This is a genomic window from Deltaproteobacteria bacterium, from assembly GCA_026129095.1.
GTDB lineage: Bacteria > JAGRBM01 > JAGRBM01 > JAGRBM01 > JAHCIT01 > JAHCIT01.
Genome location: JAHCIT010000005.1, coordinates 13795 through 34898, shown reverse-complemented (window position 1 = coordinate 34898; position 21104 = coordinate 13795). Strand labels below are relative to the sequence as shown.

The 21104-nt window shown below is 58.6% G+C and carries 18 protein-coding genes and 3 pseudogenes; 8 read left to right on the top strand and 13 right to left on the bottom strand.

The genetic code is table 11. The features are described from left to right. Positions 1 to 89 precede the first annotated feature (89 nt). Genes KIT79_08320 through KIT79_08310 form a run of 3 tightly spaced genes read left to right on the top strand, consistent with a single transcriptional unit; the run spans position 90 to position 3220 of the window. Entirely contained in the window at positions 90 to 1343 is a 1254-nt protein-coding gene (locus tag KIT79_08320) for a DNA modification methylase (GenBank protein MCW5829305.1), read from the top strand. Further along, entirely contained in the window at positions 1330 to 1746 is a 417-nt protein-coding gene (locus tag KIT79_08315; GenBank protein ID MCW5829304.1) for a hypothetical protein, read from the top strand. The genes KIT79_08320 and KIT79_08315 overlap by 14 nt, the downstream gene beginning before the upstream one ends. After that, positions 1730 to 3220, top strand: coding sequence for a hypothetical protein (locus KIT79_08310; protein ID MCW5829303.1), 1491 nt, complete (start codon positions 1730 to 1732; stop codon positions 3218 to 3220). The genes KIT79_08315 and KIT79_08310 overlap by 17 nt, the downstream gene beginning before the upstream one ends. On the opposite strand, the pseudogene KIT79_08305 reads toward KIT79_08310, so the two are convergent. Together KIT79_08305 and KIT79_08300 are read right to left on the bottom strand one after the other, a co-directional pair. After that, positions 3217 to 3378, bottom strand: a pseudogene (locus KIT79_08305) (site-specific integrase). The gene KIT79_08310 and the pseudogene KIT79_08305 sit on opposite strands and share 4 nt — an antisense overlap. Positions 3379 to 3388: 10 nt before the next feature. Continuing rightward, positions 3389 to 4584 (bottom strand): IS3 family transposase gene (locus KIT79_08300; protein ID MCW5829302.1). Its coding sequence is split into 2 segments (ribosomal slippage): positions 3389 to 4323 and positions 4323 to 4584, totalling 1197 coding nucleotides; the frame shifts between segments, so codons are not numbered across the junction. 118 nt (positions 4585 to 4702) lie between these two features. Between KIT79_08300 and KIT79_08295 the strand changes: the two genes are divergently transcribed. Both KIT79_08295 and KIT79_08290 read left to right on the top strand, forming a co-directional pair. Then, a complete protein-coding gene (locus KIT79_08295; protein MCW5829301.1) occupies positions 4703 to 5017 on the top strand; it encodes a hypothetical protein in 315 nt (104 codons plus the stop codon). Between the two features lie 575 nt (positions 5018 to 5592). Continuing rightward, positions 5593 to 5796, top strand: coding sequence for a hypothetical protein (locus KIT79_08290; GenBank protein ID MCW5829300.1), 204 nt, complete (start codon positions 5593 to 5595; stop codon positions 5794 to 5796). On the opposite strand, the gene KIT79_08285 is transcribed toward KIT79_08290, so the two are convergent. The 10 genes from KIT79_08285 to KIT79_08240 form a co-directional block, all read right to left on the bottom strand. Beyond that, complete coding sequence (locus tag KIT79_08285; GenBank protein MCW5829299.1) at positions 5729 to 9169, bottom strand: efflux RND transporter permease subunit; 3441 nt, start codon at positions 9167 to 9169, stop codon at positions 5729 to 5731. The two genes, KIT79_08290 and KIT79_08285, sit on opposite strands and share 68 nt — an antisense overlap. A gap of 10 nt (positions 9170 to 9179) precedes the next feature. Next, entirely contained in the window at positions 9180 to 10472 is a 1293-nt protein-coding gene (locus KIT79_08280) for an efflux RND transporter periplasmic adaptor subunit (GenBank protein MCW5829298.1), read from the bottom strand. Then, positions 10469 to 11827, bottom strand: coding sequence for a TolC family protein (locus tag KIT79_08275; protein ID MCW5829297.1), 1359 nt, complete (start codon positions 11825 to 11827; stop codon positions 10469 to 10471). Before KIT79_08275 ends, KIT79_08280 begins: the two co-directional genes overlap by 4 nt. 155 nt (positions 11828 to 11982) lie before the next feature. After that, a complete protein-coding gene (locus tag KIT79_08270) occupies positions 11983 to 12387 on the bottom strand; it encodes a hypothetical protein (protein ID MCW5829296.1) in 405 nt (134 codons plus the stop codon). 98 nt (positions 12388 to 12485) lie between these two features. After that, positions 12486 to 14714 carry a copper-translocating P-type ATPase gene (locus KIT79_08265; GenBank protein MCW5829295.1) on the bottom strand — a complete coding sequence of 743 codons (2229 nt, stop codon included), beginning with the start codon at positions 14712 to 14714 and terminating at the stop codon, positions 12486 to 12488. A 240-nt stretch (positions 14715 to 14954) separates the two neighbouring features. Then, positions 14955 to 16256, bottom strand: a complete 1302-nt coding sequence (locus KIT79_08260) for a site-specific integrase (GenBank protein ID MCW5829294.1) — start codon at positions 16254 to 16256, stop codon at positions 14955 to 14957. 64 nt (positions 16257 to 16320) lie between these two features. After that, complete coding sequence (locus KIT79_08255; protein ID MCW5829293.1) at positions 16321 to 16539, bottom strand: helix-turn-helix domain-containing protein; 219 nt, start codon at positions 16537 to 16539, stop codon at positions 16321 to 16323. A gap of 18 nt (positions 16540 to 16557) precedes the next feature. Next, a complete protein-coding gene (locus tag KIT79_08250; protein ID MCW5829292.1) occupies positions 16558 to 16818 on the bottom strand; it encodes a hypothetical protein in 261 nt (86 codons plus the stop codon). Between the two features lie 581 nt (positions 16819 to 17399). Continuing rightward, a complete protein-coding gene (locus KIT79_08245; GenBank protein ID MCW5829291.1) occupies positions 17400 to 17606 on the bottom strand; it encodes a hypothetical protein in 207 nt (68 codons plus the stop codon). Then, a complete protein-coding gene (locus KIT79_08240; GenBank protein ID MCW5829290.1) occupies positions 17596 to 17817 on the bottom strand; it encodes a hypothetical protein in 222 nt (73 codons plus the stop codon). Before KIT79_08240 ends, KIT79_08245 begins: the two co-directional genes overlap by 11 nt. Before the next feature lie 497 nt (positions 17818 to 18314). Here KIT79_08240 and KIT79_08235 point away from each other — a divergent pair, with 497 nt between their 5' ends. The 3 genes and pseudogenes from KIT79_08235 to KIT79_08225 all read left to right on the top strand — a co-directional run bounded on the left by KIT79_08235 (position 18315) and on the right by KIT79_08225 (position 19329). Then, positions 18315 to 18710, top strand: a complete 396-nt coding sequence (locus tag KIT79_08235) for a transposase (protein MCW5829289.1) — start codon at positions 18315 to 18317, stop codon at positions 18708 to 18710. A 158-nt stretch (positions 18711 to 18868) separates the two neighbouring features. Next, a pseudogene (locus tag KIT79_08230) lies at positions 18869 to 18991 on the top strand (transposase). 101 nt (positions 18992 to 19092) lie between these two features. Then, positions 19093 to 19329, top strand: a pseudogene (locus KIT79_08225) (ATP-binding protein). A 194-nt stretch (positions 19330 to 19523) separates the two neighbouring features. Here KIT79_08225 and KIT79_08220 read toward each other — a convergent pair. Next, the gene (locus KIT79_08220) at positions 19524 to 21047 is read right to left on the bottom strand and encodes an NAD(P)/FAD-dependent oxidoreductase (GenBank protein MCW5829288.1); all 1524 of its coding nucleotides are present in this window, start codon (positions 21045 to 21047) and stop codon (positions 19524 to 19526) included. Positions 21048 to 21104: the final 57 nt, after the last annotated feature.

Genomic DNA, 21104 nt, shown 5'->3' with positions numbered 1-21104 from the left:
CTCCGGTTTCTTCCCAAGTCCCCGCTGCCCCCGGCGGACCACCTAATATTGCCCTACGGGTGGGGACTGTAGCCGATGAGGAGCGATTTATGGAGATCCGGAATGCCGGGCAGGGGATGGAACTGCTGTCGAAACTGAAGCCCCACCCCGAAAACCCCCGCCGGGGGGATTTGCGGGCGATCAGCGAGTCGATTGAACAGAATGGCTTCTACGGGGCGGTCGTGGCCCAGCGGTCGACGGGGCACGTGCTGGCCGGGAACCACCGGCTGGAGGCGGCCCGGCGGATGCGGGCGCGGGAGATACCGGTGATCTGGGTCGACTGCACCGACGAGGAGGCGCGGCGGATACTGCTGGCCGATAACCGGACGAACGACGTGGCGGGGTATGACACGGAGGCGCTGGCGGCGCTGCTGGAGTCGGTCGAAAAGACATCGGGCAGCCTTCACGGCACGGGCTACGACCGGGACGCCCTGAATGGCCTTCTGGACCGCCTTGGGAGGCCATATGTCCAGACCCAGCAGGGCGACCCGGAAGCGGTCCCTGAGCCCCCGAAACGGCCGGTCACACGGCCGGGTGACCTGTGGATTCTGGGCAATCACCGGCTCCTGTGCGGAGATTCGACAAAGGAGGCCGACGTTGTCCGGGTGATGCAGGGCGAGAAGGCAAAACTGTTTGCGACCGATCCGCCGTATCTGGTCGACTACGACGGGACGAACCATCCGCACCGGTGGAATGAGGGGAAAAAACGGAACAAGGACTGGTCCGGCAGCTATGGGCTTACATGGGACGAGTCGGCCCAGGGGATAAAGCTCTACGAGGACTTCTACCGGGTGGCAGTAAAGGAGGCCGTGCTCCCCGGGGCGGCCTGGTACTGCTGGCACGCGAGCCGCCGCCAGGCGATGCTTGAGAAGGTATGGAATGACAACAATGCCTTTGTCCACCAGCAGATCATCTGGATGAAGGACCGGCCAGTGCTCACCCGGTCGTGGTACCTGTGGCAGCACGAGCCGTGCCTGTTCGGGTGGCAAAGGCCCCACCGGCCTGAGCGGATCGTGGAGGGCTTTTCAAGCACCGTCTGGCAGGTTCCGACGGTCGCACCGGGCACGCCGACCAGTCATCCGACGTCAAAGCCGGTGGAACTGTTTCGCCTGCCCATCCGCCAGCACACCAAACCGGGCGAGCTCTGCTACGAGCCCTTTGCCGGGAGCGGCTCGCAGTTCATCGCGGCCGAGGAACTGGGCCGCCGGTGCCATGGCCTCGAGATCAGCCCGGTTTACTGCGACGTCATCGTCCAGAGATTTGAGACCTTTGCCGGAAAGAAGGCGCGCCGTGCCAAGGGGTAAGAAACACGATCCAAAGCTCCGGGACGAGGCCTACCGGCTGTTCGCCGGGGACTTGACGAACGCCGAGGTGGCCCGGAAGCTCAGGTTGCCGGAAACGACAACGGTCGAGTGGCACAAGAGCTGGTCCGGGAGCGAGGAGTTTGAAACCTACCGGCGCCACAAGCGGGCCGAGCGGCTCCAGATGGCCAACCGCCTGCAGGCGGCCGCCGCCATCCGGCTCCTGCAGGCGGTCATGGAGGGAATGATCCCCCCGGAGCGGCTCCCGGTCGCTTATGGAATCGTCACCGACAAGTGCCTCCTGATGGAGGGGGAGCCGACGCAGCGGATGGAGTACCAGATGCGGCCGGATGAGGAAGAGGATCTGCTGAAACGGCTGGAGGCGCTCATTGAAGACCAGCAGTAAGGACCGTCTGGACTATTTCCGGCTGATGTCCCGCCGGGACATCAACTTCTTCGCCGCCTACGTGGGCGGCTACCGGAACGAACCCTTCCACCGGCACTGGCATGAACTGGCTGGCCGTCACGACCGGCTCATCCTCCATGCGCCGGTCGAGCACGGCAAGTCCGAGCAGATGAGCATCCTGAGGCCCCTGTGGCTCATGGGCCGCGATCCCAACACACGCATCGCCATCATTTCGGCCACGAGCAATCCGCAGGCCGAGAAGTTCCTGCAGACGATCTCGCGGCATGTCATTGAGAACCCCCGTTACCGGGAGGTCTTTCCCCATGTCCGGCCGGGGACGCCGTGGGGGCAGGGGGCGATCAGCCTCAGGAGGACGGCGTTTCACAAGGACCGGACGGTCCAGGTGACGGGGGCCTTCGGGCCGATTAACGGGAGCCGCCTCGATCTCGTCATCCTGGACGACGTCCTGGGGTTCGAAAACACCTTTACGGAAAGTTCGAGGCGGAAGGTGCTGGCGTGGATCGAGAGCGAGGTGCTGGGCCGTCTCGTGGACGGCGGCAGGCTGATCGCCATCGGCACGGCCTGGCACCCCGGGGATGCGATGTTCGAACTGGCACGCCGGCCGGGGTTTTATCACCACCTGGACCGGGCGGTCTCGGATGGCAGGATCCTGTGGCCAAAGCCACGGGGAAAGCCGGATGTACCGTTTGGGTGGACGGAGCAGCGTATACAGAAAAGGCGCGATGAACTGGGCCCGCTGGCCTTTGCGCGTCAGTTCCTGAACGAACCCCGGTCGGACGAGGCGGCCCGCTGCAAGGAGGCCTGGGTAAACCGGTGCATCCGGAGTGACCTGAAGCCCGGCGAGCCGGTGCATCCGGAGGAATGGGCGCTCTTTACCGGAGTCGATCCGGCCGTGGGGCGGGGGAAGAGCCATGATCTCACGGCCATCTTCACGATCGCGGTCAACCGGGCCACGAATATCCGCCGGGTCATGGGCATCGAGAGCGGCCAGTGGGCGCTCCCCATGATCCTGGAGCGGATCATCGCCGTGCAGGCGAGGTGGAGTTCGGTCGTCTTTCTCGAAAGCAACGGCGCGCAGGACTATCTTCGCCAGGCGCTTGTGGAGAGAAACCCGGGGCTTCCGGTCGAGGCCCACCAGACGGGCCTCAACAAGCACCACGAGGCCTATGGCGTGGAGTCGGTTTTCGCCGAGTTTGAGCAGGGGCTGTGGGAGATACCGGGTCCCGACTCGTCGCCGGAGATCCAGAACTGGATCAGCGACTGCCTCCTCTACCATCCCGACTCCCATACCGGGGACCGGCTCATGGCCTGCTGGATAGCGAGGGAGGGGGCGCGGGAGCGGGGGACCTATGAAGTAAAGTCTGAGGACTACCGGCTGGAGTCGTCGTCCGTCTTCAGCGGCTCGTCGCACCCCTGGGCTGATTTTCCGCCTTTTGACCCCCGGGATATCTAGCGTTTCATGGGGGCTGACGGGCCAGACGAGGGGTTTAGCAGCGCATCCAGCCTGTCGGCGGCGTCGCGCTGCATGCCGGGGAGAACATGGCTGTAGGTATCGAGCGTGACCGAGATCTGGGAGTGTCCCAGACGCTCCTGGACGATCTTGGGATGGACGTGACCAGCCCTACATTTCCGGGCCACTCCGAGTGTTAGTCGGGTTGTACATCTGACCCGGTAGAATCGGCTGGAGGGGCGAAGCCCCGGAAGCCGAATCTACCAAGCACTGGGCGAACTCCGCAGGCGTCAGGTAGTCCAGACTGCTGTACGGTCGTTCGTTATTATACTCATCCTTCCATTCCTGTCCCAGGAATTTTGCCTCGTCGAGGCTGTAGAACAGTTCACACTCCAGAAGCTCGTCCCGGAGCTTGCCGTTAAAGCTCTCGGCGTAGCCGTTTTCCCACGGTGAAGCGGCCGCGATATAGAGCGTGCCGACATGGGCCTCGGCCAGCCAGTTCTTCAGCGCCTTGGCGATAAACTCCGATCCGTTGTCGCTGCGGATAAACCTCGGGAGTTCCCGCGTGGCGATCAGTTCTTCCAGCACCTCGATCACGTCTTCCGACTTCAGTTTCCGTTCGACCTTTAAGGCCAGACACTCCCGCGTGAACTCATCCACGAGGGTGAGCCACTTGAGGGTACGGCCCTCTTCCGTCCGGTCATGGACGAAATCCCACGTCCAGACATGGTCCTTGTGCTCGGCCCGGTAGCAGACGATGCTGTTTGCGCTCAGGCCCAGCCTGCGCCGTTTTCGTGGCTTTCTGGGCACTTTCAGCCCCTCACGCTTCCAGAGCCGGTGAACGCGCTTCTCGCTCACCTGCCACTCTTCCTGGCGGAGCTTCGCGCAGATTCTCCGGTATCCGTACCTTGGGTAAACCCTGACCAGTTCCAGCATCCGTTCGACGATCTGCTGGTTCTCGTCCTTCACCCTTGGCACATACACCTGAGTCGATCTGGGCTGCTTCACCAGCCGGCAGATCCGTCGGTCCGAGACCGGGTACCGGTCCCGGAGCTTTCTGACGGCCCTGCGTCGGCGTTCGGGGCTTAGAAGTTTCCCTTGACGAGTTCCTTCAGCATTTCCTTGTCGAGGGAGAGATCCGCCACGAGCTTCTTCAGCCGTCCGTTCTCTTCTTCGAGTGCCTTGAGCCGCTTCGCCTCGTCCATGCTCAGGCCGCCGTATTTCCGCTTCCAGCGGTAGTAGGTCTGCTCGCTCACTTCGAGCTTCTGGCACACCTGGCCCATCGGCGTACCGGCGGCCAGCTCTGCGTCCACCTCCCGGAGTTTCTTTACGATCGCCTCCGGCGCGTGCCTCTTTCTGCTTTTCATCGGGGAGTCTCCAGCCCTCAAAGGGCAGTTTGGACTCTCACTCGGTTTGGCTCAAATTTGCGGGGGCAGGTCAGGGTTCATAACCTATGGAGCTGCAAAAGGTCTTGTCCGTTCAGGGGTGAGTATTCCCGAAGATGAAGGTGGAGCAAATGCTGGGTATGGTTTGGGTGGTCGAATTGGTGTTTCGGTGGGTCTTATCCTTACCACTGCCAACAAAGAATCTGATCTCCAAGGTTTGTCGAAAACCCTAACTCTGGATCTCGGACTTATCGGCAAGAGCTCAGCTACTTGGTCATGGGGTAAGAATAGTGAAGGCAAAACCATCCATAGCATTGCTCTTAGTCCCGGCGCCGGTGTTGCGGCCTATCAGGGCGGGTCGGTCACTAATACTGAAGTGATATCAAGGGGACTGAATAACTGCCATGGAAAATAAAGTCAGAAGACGCATATTTTACATATTTTCCGCATTTCTTGCAATAGTCAGTATTGGCGTGATCTGGAGTACTCTCGAAGAACTCGAATTGTATCGTAGTGGGGATACAATAAAAGCGGCTGTTGTTTCTGTAAGTGACCGGAATGGAGTTCGTGTTGGAGTAATAGAATATGAAGTGAATAGTCAAATATACTCAACATCGTGTGTATATAATAGCTACGTTCGGCCGGAAGAAAAATGCGAAGTCGGGGGCCATATACATCTAATCTTCATGAAGTCTAATCCAGAAATATCACGATTATCTGATCCAAAAATAACAGTTCGAGACAATTTGATTTTTGTCGTATTGATATGGACAGCAGGGATGATTGGTGCATCATTTCTTTCTTGGTGGATCACGGCGAATGCATCGTCTCGCCTGTCATCCTCGTGACGTATAAATGGTGGTAGTGTCCTGAAAGTTTCGCTTTTTCCCTGAGATCGGTTAATAATTTTGTTCCTGCTGGTGCGTCAATTCTTCTGTTCCTGTTTTCGTTGTTCTCTCCTTTCAGCCTGCGGCGCCCTGCGCGGGCGGGCTGCACGACCCCGACACGCGTTTGTACCGCTTCGGGGCGCGGGACTACGACCCCAGGACCGGCCGCTGGCTCGCCAGGGACCCGATCCTGTTTGGCGGCGGCACGGCCAACCTCGGTTATTTTCAGTGGAGAAGAATCAGTGAGATCCCAGGAGTTTTCGCTCCATCACGGCGCAGTAGATGCACGGCGTTACAAACAGGGTAATGACGTGTATCGCCATGCCGCCGACGCTGGGGATTGCCATGGGCTGCATGATATCGGATCCGCGTCCCTGCGCGAGCATCACCGGCAGGAGCCCGATCACGCTGGTGGAAAGTGCCATGAGCGAGGGCCGGATGCGCTTCAGCCCTGCATTGACGACCAGTTCGCGGATTTCCTCGCGGGAAACAGGACTGCCTGTTTCCCGCCGGTCCCTGAAGTTCCGTTCCAGGTAAGAGAGCATCACCACGCTGTCGTCATCGGCGACGCCAAACAGCACGATGAAGCCCACCCATACGGCAACGCTCAGGTTCGCTCCCCACCAGTTCAGGAGAATAAAACCGCCGGAAGCCGCGACCAGAATGGAAAAAAACACCAGCAGGGCGAGCCACCATTTCCCGAAGCCCAGATAGATCATGATGAACATTCCGAGAAGGACGAGTGGCACGAGCACGGCGAGCCGCTCCGCCGCCCGGCGCTGATTCTCGAACTGCCCGCCCCACTCCCAGTGGTAACCGGGCGGTACGTGTAGCGTGACTTCTCCAGGCCGGCCTTCCGAGAGGAGGCGGTCGCTTTTTTCCTTTTCGGCGCGAAGCAGCCGCTCGGCATCCTCAACCACGCTCACTTCGTCCCGGTCGCGGGTATTCATCGTCACATAGCCGACCAGCAGGCCGTTTTCGCCTTTGATTTCCTGTGGGCCGGTCCGGTGCCGTATGCGGGCAAGCTGCGAGATCGGAATCTGGGCGCCAGTGGCGGCAGGAACCGGTATCCGCTGGAGGCTGTCAAAATCCTCGCGCAACTCCTTGGGGTATCTGACGCGTACTGGATAGCGTTCACGGCCTTCGACCGTACTCGTAAGGTTTTCGCCGCCAATGCCCATTTCAATGATGTCCTGTACATCACGAACGCTGACCCCGTACCGGGCGATGGCCTGGCGGTCGATTTCATACTCCAGATAGGGCTTTCCGATGATCCGGTCGGCCACGATGTCGGTCGCGCCGGGGACCGCTTTCAGGATCTGCTCCATTTCAAGTCCGATACGCTCGATTTCCTTCAGGTCGGAGCCGTAGATCTTCACCCCCATCATCGCCCGGAATCCGGTCTGCAGCATGATAAGGCGCGTCTGGATTGGCTGGAGCCATGTCGGCAGCACCCCGGGGATATCGGTAACTTCCTGTAGCTCGGCGAGAATATCCTCCTTCGTGCGATCCCGGTATGGAGGCCACACCCTGTCTAGCAGCGGGTGCAGTACGGAAAGCCAGTGCACTCCGGTATGCCACCGCTCGACGGGGACCGGCCGCCACTGTCCCTTTGGTTTCAGCATGATCACGGTCTCGATCATGCTGACCGGGGCCGGATCGAGGGGGGAATCGGTGCGGCCGAACTTGCCGACGACACTGGCTATTTCCGGAACCGATTCGATCGCCACGTTCTGCCTGGCCAGTGCGGCCTGTACCTCGGTCAGCGACGCCGATGGAAGCAGGGATGGCATGTAGAGAATGGACCCCTCATCCAGAGGTGGCATGAACTCCCGCCCGGTCCGGACAAAAATCATGAAACCGGTGGCAACGAGGCCGGCGGGCAGCATCAGGAACAGCATCTTGTGGGCGAGTACCCACCGGAGCGCCGGACGGTAGGCACCGTGGATGAAGCGTGATACCACGTTGTCATCCACCGGTATCAGGCGCTCGCGGCCCAGCCGGTAAACGATGAAACCCGAAATCACGCCGATACCGGCGGCCGCCGGCCAGCCGGTCCATCCGGCCCGGCCTTCGAGTGAGCTGGTAATCAGCAGTCCCGATGCAATCGAGGCCGCTATCCCGGTGAGTGATGCCACGAGGCCTGAAACCCGCACCGAAAGCCGTTTCGGATTCAGCAGGTAGTAGGAAAGAACTGGAACCAGCACGATGGCAAATACCACGGCCGCACCGATGGCGAATGTCTTTGTATAAGCGAGCGGCTTGAACAGTTTCCCTTCCTGGTCGGTAAGAAAAAAGACAGGGATAAAGGATATCAGCGTGTTTGAAACGGCCGTGAAGATGGGGGTCGCCACCTCGGCCGCTGCTTCCCGGACCAGCTCCAGATGGGGACGGTCCGGTTCCTCGAGCCGCCGCCGGTAGATGTTCTCGGTCATGATGATGCCCATGTCGGCAATGTCGCCGATCGCGATGGCCAGACCCGCCATGGACATGATGTTGCCGTCGACGCCCAGCCAGTACATCAGGAGAAAACTGCTCGCGAGCGCCAGCGGCAGCGTGGGAAGTATGACGAGTGAACTGCGCAGGTGCAGCAGGAAGACCAGCACGATGCCGGCCACAACCAGCACTTCCTCAGTCAGTGCCTTGGCCAGTGTATCGAGAGTCTCCTGAATGATAGCGCTACGGTCGTAGAACGGGACGATATGCACCGGAACCTGCCGGCCGTCTGAAAGCGTTATCGTGAGGCCGGATTCTATCTCCCTGATCCGCTCCTTGACCCGTTCCAGTACTGCCAGGGGGTTCTCGCCATACCGCATGGTGACGGCTCCGCCCACTGCCTCCCGGCCCCTCTTGTCCAGGCCGCCACGGCGGAAATCCGGGCCCATGGTGACGTGTGCGACATTCCGGACAAGGAGGGGAGTTCCGCCTTCCTGCCGGATCACAATGTTTTCAATATCCTCGATGCCTTTGAGAAACCCGACACCCCGGATGAAAAATTCAAGCCCGTTCTGCTCGACCACCTTGGCTCCGACGTCGATATTGCTCCGGACAACAGCCTCGTACACCTCCGGAAGCGTGACCCGGTGAGCCCGCAGGCGGTCGGGATGCACATCGATCTGGTACTGCCGGACATATCCTCCGACACTTGCGACTTCGGATACACCCTCGACCGCATTGAGCTGGTAGCGGACGTACCAGTCCTGCAGGGACCGGAGCTGGGCCGGATTCGCGCCATCGGCTTCCAGCGTGTACCAGTAGATCTGTCCCAGTGCCGTCGCATCCGGGCCGAGGACGGGCACCACCCCCTGAGGAAGGCGGGATTGCGCGGCACTGAGCCTTTCCAGCGTCCGTGAGCGGGCCCAGTAGTAGTCCACCTCATCCCGGAAAATGACGAATACCATTGAAAAGCCGAATCCCGACATGGTGCGGATGTTGCGGACACCGGGTGTTCCCTGAAGGCTTACGCCAAGCGGGTAGGTCACCTGGTCTTCGACATCCTGGGGGGAACGGCCCGGCCAGTCGGCGTAAACGATCACCTGTTTTTCGCCGATGTCGGGAATTGCATCGACCGGAAGATGGCGGAGTGAAAGAAAGCCTCCAGCGAGGATGGCCGCCGACAGTATGACGACGAGGAGGCGGTTATCGAGACACCAGCGGATAAGATAGCTCATGATTCTTATACCCTGCGTTTCAGTGCCCGTGATGGGAATGGTCATGGGTTCCGCCATGCCCTTCCGGGTACAGAAGGCTTGGCGATCCATCAATCTGCCGCTGGCTGTCGATGAGATAAGCGCCGCGGACGGCCACCTCATCACCTTCGCCGAGTCCGTCTATCACTGGGTAGTAGCGTCCGGGCCTGGACTGCGCGTCATCCCCCAGGGACAGGGGGCCTAGTTTTACGTCCACAGGCTCAAAATTCCCGTCTGGAGTCTGCCGGTAGACAACCTTGCGCGTGCCGGTATCCAGCACTGCCGAGGCCCGAACCGCCAGAGGCAATTTTTCTGTTCCGGACTTCCACGGCACACGGATGACCGCCGATGCGTACATCAGCGGTTTCATCCGCCCATCCGGGTTGCTGACGTTTACGCGCACCCGAACCGTACGCGTGGCGTCATCCATCATCGGTGTAATAAAGGCGACGGTTCCCGAAAACCATTCGCCGGGGTACGATTCAACATTGATATCGACTGTCTGGCCGGTTCGTATCCAGGACAAGTCGCTTTCGTAGATATCGAGGTTGAGCCACAGCGTGCTCAAGTCGGCAATCTGGAACAGCACATCACCCTCTTTCACGTACTGGCCTTCAAGAACATTCCTTTCGATTACTGTTCCGGCCTGGGGCGCAAAAAGAGTGATATGGGTCCGGGGCTGTCCGGATGCCTCAATTTCGCTTATCTGGGCTGGCAGCAGGCCCCATAACCGGAGTTTCGTCCGGGCCAGTTCCAGCAACTGTCCGGATGCGCCCGGCCTGGAGGCAGCGAGCAGCAGTTCGCGCTGGGCGACGAGCAGTTCCGGACTGTAGATTTCCGCGAGCGGGTCGTTTCTCCTGACGGGGGCTCCCACAAAACCCACATAAAGCCGGTCCACACGTCCGCCCACGCGGGCCGTGATATATCCAAGTCGTGTTTCATCGACAGCGAGTTTGCCGACCGCCCGTATTTCCCGGTTAAGCGGCTGCCTCCGGACAATATCGGTTTCCACAGCAAGCTTGTTGGCGGCCTGGCCCGTTACCGGTACAAGTGGCATCCCGCAAATGGGACATGCACCCGGTTTATCGTGACGGATCTGCGGATGCATGGAGCAGGTCCACAGTTCTGCCTGAGTCACCGTACCATGGCTGCCATGGGTTTCCAGACCCGCATCATGGGAATGCAAGCTAGAGGTGTCTGCTGGAGGGTTCAGATACAGGTAGATCAGGAGCCCGCCGGCGACGATGGCCATGCTCCCGATGAGAGTCCGGTATTTTTCGATGAATGTTTTCATGGGAGATTCCTTTCAAGGCGGGTAGATGGAGGTTCGCCGGACCCGGCCGGCTCCTGCCCTGTCGGCAGCAGCCCTGCGGTTCTGAAAAGTCGGGCCAGTTCCTGCCGGTGATCGCGCCGTGCGGCAGCTTCTTCAAACAAGACACCTATATAGGAACGCTGGCTGTCGAGCAGGCCGATAAAGCCGAGTCGTCCGGTTACATATCCTTCCCTGGCTGATTCCAGCTCAAGCTCTGCAGCGGGGCGTATCCGGCTCCGGTAGAGATCAAGCACGGCCTCCGTTTCCCGTACCCGTTCGTGGCGCTCGTGAATCTTATGGATCAACTGAACCTTAAGCGCTTCCCGCTCATGCCGGCGTGCCTCCAGCCGGGCTGTACTGCCCGCGACTGCTGCCCGGCGGCGTCCGATTTGCAGCGGTATGTTGATGCCCGCCTTGATGGCGAAATCGTCGTCTCCGTCAGCCATGAATGTGGGGTTGGTTCCACCCTTGACGGGCGCATACATGGCTCCGAGTTTGAGGTCTGGCCAGTATTCACGCCGCGCAAGGTCCAGACGCGCCTGTTCGGCCTCTGTCATCGCTTCGGCAGCCAGGAGATCCGGGCGCCGGACAAGTGCCCGTGCGGCCAGTGAATCGAGATCTGGTACCGGGTAGTTCATATCCGCAGTGAGCGGCTGGCCCAGGCTGACGGCAAGCGGGCGGTTCAGGATTGCGCTTATTTCCGCTTGAGCGGTCTCCGACATTCGCCGGAACCCGGCATCGGCCACATCGGCCCGGGCTATTTCCACAACAGCCTTGAGAGTATCGCTTTGTGGAACCTGTCCGGCGGCATAGAGCTGTTCAGCCAGCTCGCGGAGCTGATTGAGCAAGTCCCTGTTTTTGAAGTTGATCCTGAGCGCCGCTTCTGCGTAATCCCAGTCGTGGAATGCGACGGCCAGTTCACTCAGTACGTCAAGTTCACGTTCCACCGAGTCCAGTCGTATCGCCTTTGCCTCCTTTCGTGCCGCCTCCCGGCGGAAGCCCCGTATGCCCCAGAAGGGAACCATTTGCTCCAGTTCAAAGCGGTAGCGAATCGGCCCAGCCCTGGTTTCAGCGGGCGTAACCATGTACTGGAACACAAACTCCGGATCCGGCAGCGCGCCTTCGATGTGTTCCATCTGCTGTGCTGCTTCTGCGCTTGACCGGGCGGCGGCAAGCTGCGGGTTGACGCGGATGGCCTCTGCCAGAAGTGCCTCCAGCGTAACGGGTGGGGGGGCAGCAAACCCCGGAACCGCAAAGCCCAGTGCGGCGGCAAGCAGCAAGGCCGAAAGCCGGATGCACCGGGAAAAATGATTATTGACAGAAGATAGTGGTTTCATGACCAGATCCATCGGCGAACCAGTTTCGCCGTGCCAAGGCCTCCGAGTCATCGCCCAAGAATAGGTTACTTGGACGCAGGCTCCAGAGCCGGAAACAGGTGGATGCGACGAAGGGCTACATGCAGGCGCGAGAATGCACCGGCACTACATACAGATCAGAGTGTCAGGATGACCGTGGCAAGATTTTGAGCCGCGGTTGCCGGGGGGCTTAAGCCGGCATATTGGCTGAAAACGGCAGTCTTGTTTGTATCCACTCCTGGAGCATACGACAGGAAGGCGATCATGATTCCTGAAAGTGGAATACTGACCGGCGCGCTTGCGTGGGAAGAATCCAATGACCGCAAGTCCATGCATCCCTTGAAGGAGCAGGGCTGGCTGTCTACCGGAGAGTTGTCCGGCGTTGCGGCTCCCCGGTGGCAGGGCGGTAAATCGGCATCGACTTCAACCTCATTGACGGTTTGTAGGGGACGATGGCACCGCTGCTCACAGGCAAGCGAGACAGCTGTCTGCAGCGTGAAAAACGCAACCAGCGCGACGGGTATAGCCTTCTTTAACCGCATGCCTTTTCCATTTTGATCGCTGTTCAGAATGGGAGCAAGTCCACTTAGGCAAAGGAGGCGTGAACCTGTGGAAAGTGTCCGCGTAACGGAGATCATCACTATAGGGCCGTCTTTCGGAGCCGCAGGGCATTTACGATGACCGATACCGAGCTAAGACTCATGGCGGCAGCAGCGAACATGGGATTGAGGTGAATGCCGAATGCGGGATACAGAGCTCCAGCTGCCACTGGTACTCCCAATGCATTGTATATAAAGGCAAAAAACAGGTTTTGTCGGATATTCTGCACAGTCGCCCGGCTAAGACGGCGTGCCTTGACAATGCCTCGAAGGTCCCCTTTTAAAAGGGTGATTCCCGCACTCTCCATGGCCACATCGGTGCCATTACCCATGGCGATTCCAACATGGGCCTGAGCCAGGGCGGGGGCATCATTTACTCCGTCGCCCGCCATGGCGACTTTACGCCCCTCAGCCTGGAGTCGCTTTATTGCCGAATGCTTTTGGGCCGGTGAAACCTCTGCGTATACCTCGTCAATTCCTAACGTACTGGCGACTGCCTTGGCTGTAATCCGGCTGTCTCCGGTCAACATTATAATATGCACGCCTTCTTCACGAAGTGCCCGGATTGCCTCAGGAGTACTCTCACGTACAGGATCAGCGACACCTATGAGTCCCTGCAAGCGGTTCGCGACAGCGAGAAACATTACCGTCTGTCCATGAGAGCGCATTGTATTCGCTCGGTCTCCTGCACTATTCACATCAATCCCCTGGGCATCCATCAGTTTGGTGTTGCCGAGCACGACCGGTTCTCCGTTCAGAGAAGCAACTATGCCTTGCCCCGGGATTGACTGGAAGCCGCTGACCAGCGACGGAGATAGTTTCCGGTCTTCTGCTGCTGCCAGGATAGATGCAGCCAGTGGATGCTCACTACCCAATTCAAGCCCGGCAGCAAGACGAAGAATCTCTTCCTCATTCCAACTGCCGAGAGACTCAATGCTTGTCAGTTTAGGCCGACCGTCGGTCAGTGTTCCGGTCTTGTCAACGACAAGGGTATCGATTTTGGACATTGCCTCCAGTGCTTCAGCATTTCGGATCAACACTCCCATCGTCGCTCCCCGGCCGACGCCTACCATGACTGACATTGGCGTTGCCAAGCCTAGTGCGCATGGGCAGGCGATAATGAGCACGGTTACCGAACTGGCTAACGCATATGCATATGCAGGTTGAGGCCCCCATATTGACCAAATAGCAAAGGAAATCGCCGCGATGGCAATTACTGCTGGAACAAATATCCCTGAAACCCGGTCAGCAAGTTTCTGGAGCGGAGCACGGCTGCGTTGAGCTTCTCCAACCATTTGCACGATACGGGCCAGAACTGTAGCTGAACCGACCTGCCTGGCTTGCATCAAAAATGTGCCATTTACGTTGAGGGTCGCGCCGGTGACCGAATCTCCTGGTCCCTTTTCAACTGGAATGGACTCGCCCGAAAGAAGTGCTTCATCCACTGAACTTCTCCCAGACTGGATGATCCCGTCAACGGGGATTTTTTCGCCTGGCCGCACCCGGAGGATGTCGTTCGTTGCAACTTGCTCCAGGGGTATATCTGTTTCCGTTCCATCTGGATCTACGCGCCGTGCTACCTTGGGTGCCATATCCATTAACGTCCGGATCGCGCCTGCTGTGCGGTCTCTCGCTTTCAATTCCAGAACCTGGCCGAGCAAAACAAGCACAACAATCACAGAAGCTGCTTCGAAATAGATCCCAACTTCTCCGTTATGTCCCCGGAATCCGGCCGGAAACATTTCTGGAACCAGTAATGCCGCTACACTAAAGCCCCATGCAGCACCGGTGCCAATGCCAATCAAGGTGAACATGTTCAGGTGACGGTTGCGAAAAGATGTCCACATCCGTTCGAAAAATGGCCAGCCACCCCACATTACAACTGGGGTAGCAAGAAAAAACTGGATCCAGCGTGTCGGTTGCGGCGGTAACAGCCAGCTCAATGATTGCCCGGGGATCATCTCACCCATGGCGAGGAGAAATATGGGGAACGTCAGCGCTAGACTGATCCAGAACCGGCGTGACATGTCATTGAATTCAGTGTTTTCTTCGGTCTGGACAGCAATAGTCACTGGCTCCAGTGCCATCCCGCATTTGGGACAATTTCCCGGCCCTTCCTGCACTACTTCGGGATGCATTGGGCAGGTGTAAAAATCAGACTTGGCGGGTGTGACGGCTGGAGAATGCCTGGCGTGGCCATGAGCATGACAATTGTGGTCGTTGCCATTACTGCGTGTGTGTGTGTGGTGAAAAGTGTGGTCGCGTGGCATTTCCGATTACTCCTGTCTGTGGGTGCCAGATAAGTGGCTTTCCCTGGAATGGAGGACGCAGCAGTGAGGAAGTTCTTACACTGAGCATGAGCAACAGTCGCAGAGGGAGCCCTTATCGGTCCGTATCGCCCTGCCGTGAGCAACCCCGTACAACCTATCCATGGAAACAGGTGGTTTCAGCAGACGCCAGCAGATTTCAAAAGCAATGCAACCTATTGATTTTCAGACGATTCTGGATCGTCATTGCCACCTGTGGAACCCCATCTCGGACGGTCTCATAAGCCGTAGGTCGTGGGTTCGACCCCCACCCCAGCCACCATCGTTAACTTCCTGTTTTTCCTTGGACTTTCTCCGAGCCCGCTTCTTCGCTGGGGCACCCTCCGGAGCCTTCGTACAACCTAAGTACAACCTATCTTGGGAATCCAGCGTTCCGAACAGCCGATTCAGCTTCGTGACGGCCTCTTCCTGCATCGATGGAAGCACATGGGAATAGGTCCCGAGCGTAAGGGTGACGGAACTATGACCAAGCGCCTCCTGGATCACCTTGATCGGTACGCCTTCGGCAATCGACAGTGTCGCAAACGTATGGCGCAGGTCATGGAACCGGATCATCGGCAACTTCGCTGCCTTGAGTATCCCCCGGAAGTCCCGACGAAGCAGATTGCTCTTGCGGATATATCCGCCGTCCGAGTCGCAGAATACCGGTGCCGAGATGTTCCCTTCGGCCAGCATCTTTTCCTTATGCACCTTCAGAACCTGCACTGCGATTTCCGGCAGCCGTACCTGCCGGTTCGATTGCGCGGTCTTGGGTTCACCGATGGAGAACTCCCCTTTGATCTCTACAAGCGTCTTCCGCACACTCACCGTGCCGGCGGCAAGGTCCAGATCCTTCCAATCGAGAGCAAGAAGCTCTCCCTGCCGGAGTCCTGTGGTCAGCGCCAGGATCATGAGCGCTTCAAGCCTCTTTCCGCGGGTATGTTTGAGAAACTTCTGAACCTGTTCCTTATCCAGAGGTTGGATAGGCTTGCTCACATGCCGGGGTCTCCGGACAGCGTCGCAGACGTTACGGGAGACAAGGCCCCATCTCAGGGCCTCGTTTAATGCAGAATGAAGAATCACATGCACATGCTGGCATGCGCGCGCAGACTTCTTGTCCCGAATCATAGAGGCATAAAGCGCCTGGACGTGGGCAGGCGTTAGTGCGGTAAGCTGCACCCCGCCAATTCGCGGCAGAATCTGCTTCTCGACAAACCATTCGAACCGGTCATAGGACGTGGGCCTCAATCTGAGTTTTGCTGAATCCTTGAGCCATCGGCGGAGGAATTCCGCAATCGTCATCCGGTCGGTGGCCACAATCAATCCCCGCGCGGCATCGCTCCGGAGCGCCAGCAGTTTATCCTGAACCGCCTTCTTGGTCGTTCCATAAACGTACTTCCGCCGCCGGCGGCCGTTCGCATCAATGCCGACGGTCAGGACGGCCAGCCACTGGCCGGGCCTTCGCTCGACAATCGAACCTTCGCCTTTTCCACGCCGCCTGGACACGTTCCGACTCCGTAGCTACCGGGAACCTTCCCCGGTCAGGTTAACTAAGCATCTTAACCCGGGATCAGCCGGTGTGCGAATCGCCTAAGCCCACTATCCTGCTCGCCGCGAACTCCTTCATCGCCTGCTGCGGGATCCGCCGCGATCGGCCGATCTTCACATAAGGAAGTTCACCCTGGTCCATGACCTCGTATAGCTTCGCCCTGCTGATGCCGAGGAACCGGCAGCATTCGTCGATCCGGACGAGTCCGGCATCCACCAGCTTGAGGGAATTGTTGTTCATGGCGTTTCTCCTTTGAGGTTAATCTTGAGATTTAAGGCCTTCGAACCGTTTTAGCGCGATAAGCCCCATGTAGTCCTTGCGAACCTTAAGGTGCGCCAGACCTGCCCTGATCAGCTCATCGAAGGCCTGCCCCAGTTCATCGCCGGCGATTTCGTAGCCCTGACGACGGATGGCGCTTTTCAGATCCCGGATGAACAGGGATGCCTGGGGAATTACCGCCGAGCGCCGCTTGAGTCTGGCGAAGATGAATCTGGCGAGTGGAGAGAGTTGAGGTTCCAATGTCGATCTCCTTTTCCAGGATCAGGATGCGGCCGGAGGGGAGGTAAATAAAATGGCCAGAAATCCGGAATTTTCGTCCCCACTGAAACTCTGGCGAATCTGGGACCGAGCAAAAATGATCTTTCCTTGCGCAAGATTCAGCCTGACCTTTCATCACCAATCTGCGGGTTCCGCGTCTGCTCAACAATGACCCTTTTGGGCGGACACCCATTTCGGGCCTCGCCGGTCATCACCGAACCAAGTTAGCGACGAACCATTTGCATAAAAATGGGCTGAACTTGCGCACATGACTAATTCGCGCAGGTAAACCGGGAAACCATTGCCTGGTGCGGCCCGGAAGCGCGGCATTATCAGGAATAATGGGGGGCTATTTACACCGGAAATACGTGGCCGAGGCGAAACTACCGTGCGAAATACGTGGTGCTGCCAATGACGTACGTCTGGTGAGCCGCTGTCACGGGAGCCCGTAGACGTGACGCTACAGGACCCTTACGCCACCTGTGGAACCAGTGCCGTACCGGGCGCATTGAACGATGCCGCCGCGCGAGATACGTCGATTTTACGTCCGACGCGGCCGGATATCAGCCGATATCGTCTGGCCCGTCCCCCAATTCGTCGATCCAAGGGATAATCTGGTGCGGGAGCGTATGCGTAATCGAGGGCATTCCAGGCAACCCCGCACAGGCGACGGTCATCTCGACAGGTTCCGGGTACGGTTCATCGAATATTTCCGAGTTCAGGCGCATGAAAGCGGTCACGCCAGTGGCGACCGCCGTACTAAAGATCAACCTCCCGCTCCGTAATCGGTTTGTTTACATTACCCGTATCTGTCCACAAGATGCGGGGGTAGGCATCGGGCCCGGCGACCGGCCAGCCGGATTTCCCGATTTCGGCCAGCATCGGTTTCGGCATCTCCCGTTTCCGCTCGAAATTGTTGGATCGCACCGACTTCAGGAGCTCAGGATCGGGCGTTGAACCGTCGAAAAATACCAGCGCCATATCGTGAAACGACAGATGTAATCAGACGATGCAAAAATCGGCAGGCCGACACTTTCCCCGGACGCTCCGATTACCACGACGGTCGCGTCCGACAGCCCCCAACCGGGAGCATTTAGATGAAAAGGATTGTCACCTCCGGTCGCATCCCAAGGAGCTACATGAAAGAATTTCTCTGCGATCAGAAAAACCCGTTCCATGGCTTCTGGGGAAAGGGTCCCGTCCTGGAGATAGCTTTTGACCGTACGCCGCTCAGGCCGGTTCGCCGAGTATTCGGCCATATTGTGTGTGAAGGGCGGAGCAAAAGTGAACCGCCGGCAAGCCCTTCGGTCAGGTAGATCCTGGAATGAGGGAAAAGCCGGACGGGAGGCGTGTCCAGGGAGATGTACAAAGTGGAGTTGTATGCGAGGATTAGACGGGCGTGTCAGGTTGAGAGATTAAGCGGCCGTGAAGCGCCGAGCCGGTTCGGGGTTCACCGGAATACGGTGAGGGAGATACTGATGTTTTCGGTTTCGCCGGGCTACTGCCGAAAGGAACCGACGGCGAAGCCGAAGCTGGCGGCGTATACCGGGGTCATCGATGGGATTCTGGATGACGACCTGACCCGTACCCACCGTTCCGGTCCGTCGTATAATGAAAGAAACCGGCCTGACCTGTCCGCCGTGGTTCAATGGCGGACAGCTTTGGAACTGGAGACGACGGTGAAGAAAAGCCGTTTTAGCGAAGAGCAGGTCATTGGAATCCTGAAGGAGCATGAGGCCGGGACGGCGGTAGAGGACATCACCCGCCGCCACGGGATCAGCGCAGGCACGTTGTACCGGTGGAAAGCGAATTGCGGCGGGCTGGAAGTGTCGGATGCAATGCGTCTGAATGCGCTGGAAGAGGAAAACCGCTAACTGAGGCAGCTGGTGGTCAATCGGGCCTTGGACCTTCAGGCGGCGCGGGCAATCATCGCGAAAAATTGGTAACGCCCGCCGCGAGGCGGAAGGCGTGCGGGTTCGCGGAGAACGAGCACGGCCTTCCGCAGCGGCGGGCCTGCCGGCTGGTGGGCCAGTGGGCGTTCGAGACGGGAATCCGGCTGGCGTTTATCGAGCCGGGCAAGCCCATCCAGAATGCCTACGTGGAGAGTTTCAACGGACGGATGCGGGACGAGTGCCTGAACGAGAACTGGTGCCCGTGCGGGACCGAATAAGGGCCGCAGGCCAGCCTGAAGGATGCACGACGTTCAACCCGCCGGAGCTTTCAGTTTAGTGCGGACCCAAAGAGAGGTACGGGGCAGTGCCGCTCTCCAAGACCGGGGCGGAACTGCTATTCGAGGTTTTCAGCCAGAGGTACGAGCGGGGATCGGTTCTCGTCACCAGCAATCTCCCCTTCGACGAATGGACCGAGATCATGGGCTCTGAGCAGCTCACCGGGACGCTGCTCGACCGCCTCACCCACCATTTCCACATTCTGGAGATGAACGGCGAAAGCTACCGCCTCGCCAGGAGCAAGAAGGAACGCCGACTGGCCTGACCGTTGGCCCACCACGCGAAAAGGAAACGGGGCCGTACAGCCCCGTTTCCTTTTCACGCACCCCGGGATGGGTCAAAACCAGCCATTTCCAGCCCGAACCCGATCACCGGAATCCACATTAAACCCCCGCTCCAAGTGGTAAACTTTTACTCCGCCCTGCCGGTACACGTTTGGTCCGCCCCTGACATGAGTCATCACCCCGCGGCTTTTGTGACACGATCGACCATCTCATGCAATGTAAGACTACGTGACATCGGGGACTTCGCCCGCGAGAACTCCAGATACTGGTCCTCGATCACTCCCTTGCGCAGCATCAGAATGTCCCGATAGTAGTTGTGGGTGAGTTTCCACGGGCCGTGCCTACCCTGACGGGGCATCTTATCGATGGCACGGTAGACGTAGCCCGACTTCAATGATCCCATGACCGATTCCTCGGTCCGGCACCCCTCGCGGTCAACGGGCGTCACTACGGCGTAGCCCTTCTTGTCCATGTGGTTGAGCAGGCGACAAAGGTACTCGGCCGCCAGATCCGCCCGCAGCGTCCACGAGGCGTTGGTATAGCCGATCACGATCGAAGCATTGGGAATGCCTTCGAGCAGCACACTCTTGTACAGCATCGCTTCCCTGGGAAGGCGAACCTTTCCGTCGACAGTAAGTTTCATACCGCCTAGGAACTGCAGGTCCAGGCCGGTGGCTGAGACTATGATGTCGGCCTCCAGCTCCTTTCCCGACTCCAATAATATCCCGTTCGGAATAAAGGTCTTTATTTTATCAGTCACAATCGAGGCGCGACCACTACGTATAGCCTTGAACAGATCGCCTCCAGGCATCGCGCAGATGCGTTCATCCCATGGATTGTAGCTAGGAGTGAAATGGCGCATGTCGATGTCCTTGCCAAGCTGCCAACGGGCCAGAGCCAGAAATAGCTCGCGCGCCTGCTTGGGATATTTCCGCGAAATCACGAACGACCAGTACTGCAGGGCGATATTGCGCGCGCGCATGATACGGTAGGTCGCCATTTCGGGCAGCAAGCCCATCAGTCGCGAGGCGATCGGGTCCACTTCCGGAAGCGACATCATGTATGTCGGCGACCGCTGCAACATGGTAATGTGTGAGGTCTTATCTGCCATTGCCGGGATCAGAGTGACGGCCGTCGCGCCGCTGCCGATGACGACTACACGCTTGCCGCTGTAGTCTAGATCCTCGGGCCACTGCTGGGGATGGATTACCCGGCCCTCAAAGTCCTTTTCCCCCGGAAAGTCTGGCTTATAGCCCTTGTCGTAATTGTAATACCCCGTACAAATCAGCAGAAAGCTGCATGTATAGCTCTGGACCTCGCCATTTTCTTCCCTCAGTGTTTCGATCGTCCACTGCTGGTCCTTACTGTTCCAGAAGGCACCGGTCACGCTCAAGCCGTAGTGGATTTTCTTGTCGACCCCACTCTCTCGCGCGGCATCCATGACGTATCGCTTGATCGATGGACCGTCGGCCAGCGTCTTCGGGTTGGTCCAAGGCCGGAAGTTGTAGCCAAAGGTAAACATATCGGAATCAGAGCGGATACCCGGATAACGAAACAGATCCCACGTCCCGCCCATGGCCTTGCGCCTTTCGATGATGGCGACCCGCCTGTTCGGGCATTCGCGGCTTAAATGGCAGGCCGCTCCGATCCCAGAGATTCCTGCACCGATAATTAGAACATCGAAATCTTGGCTCTGCATGTCAACCGCCTTTCGTAATTCGACTCGGACAACTGCATATTTTCCCGCGAGCTGGAC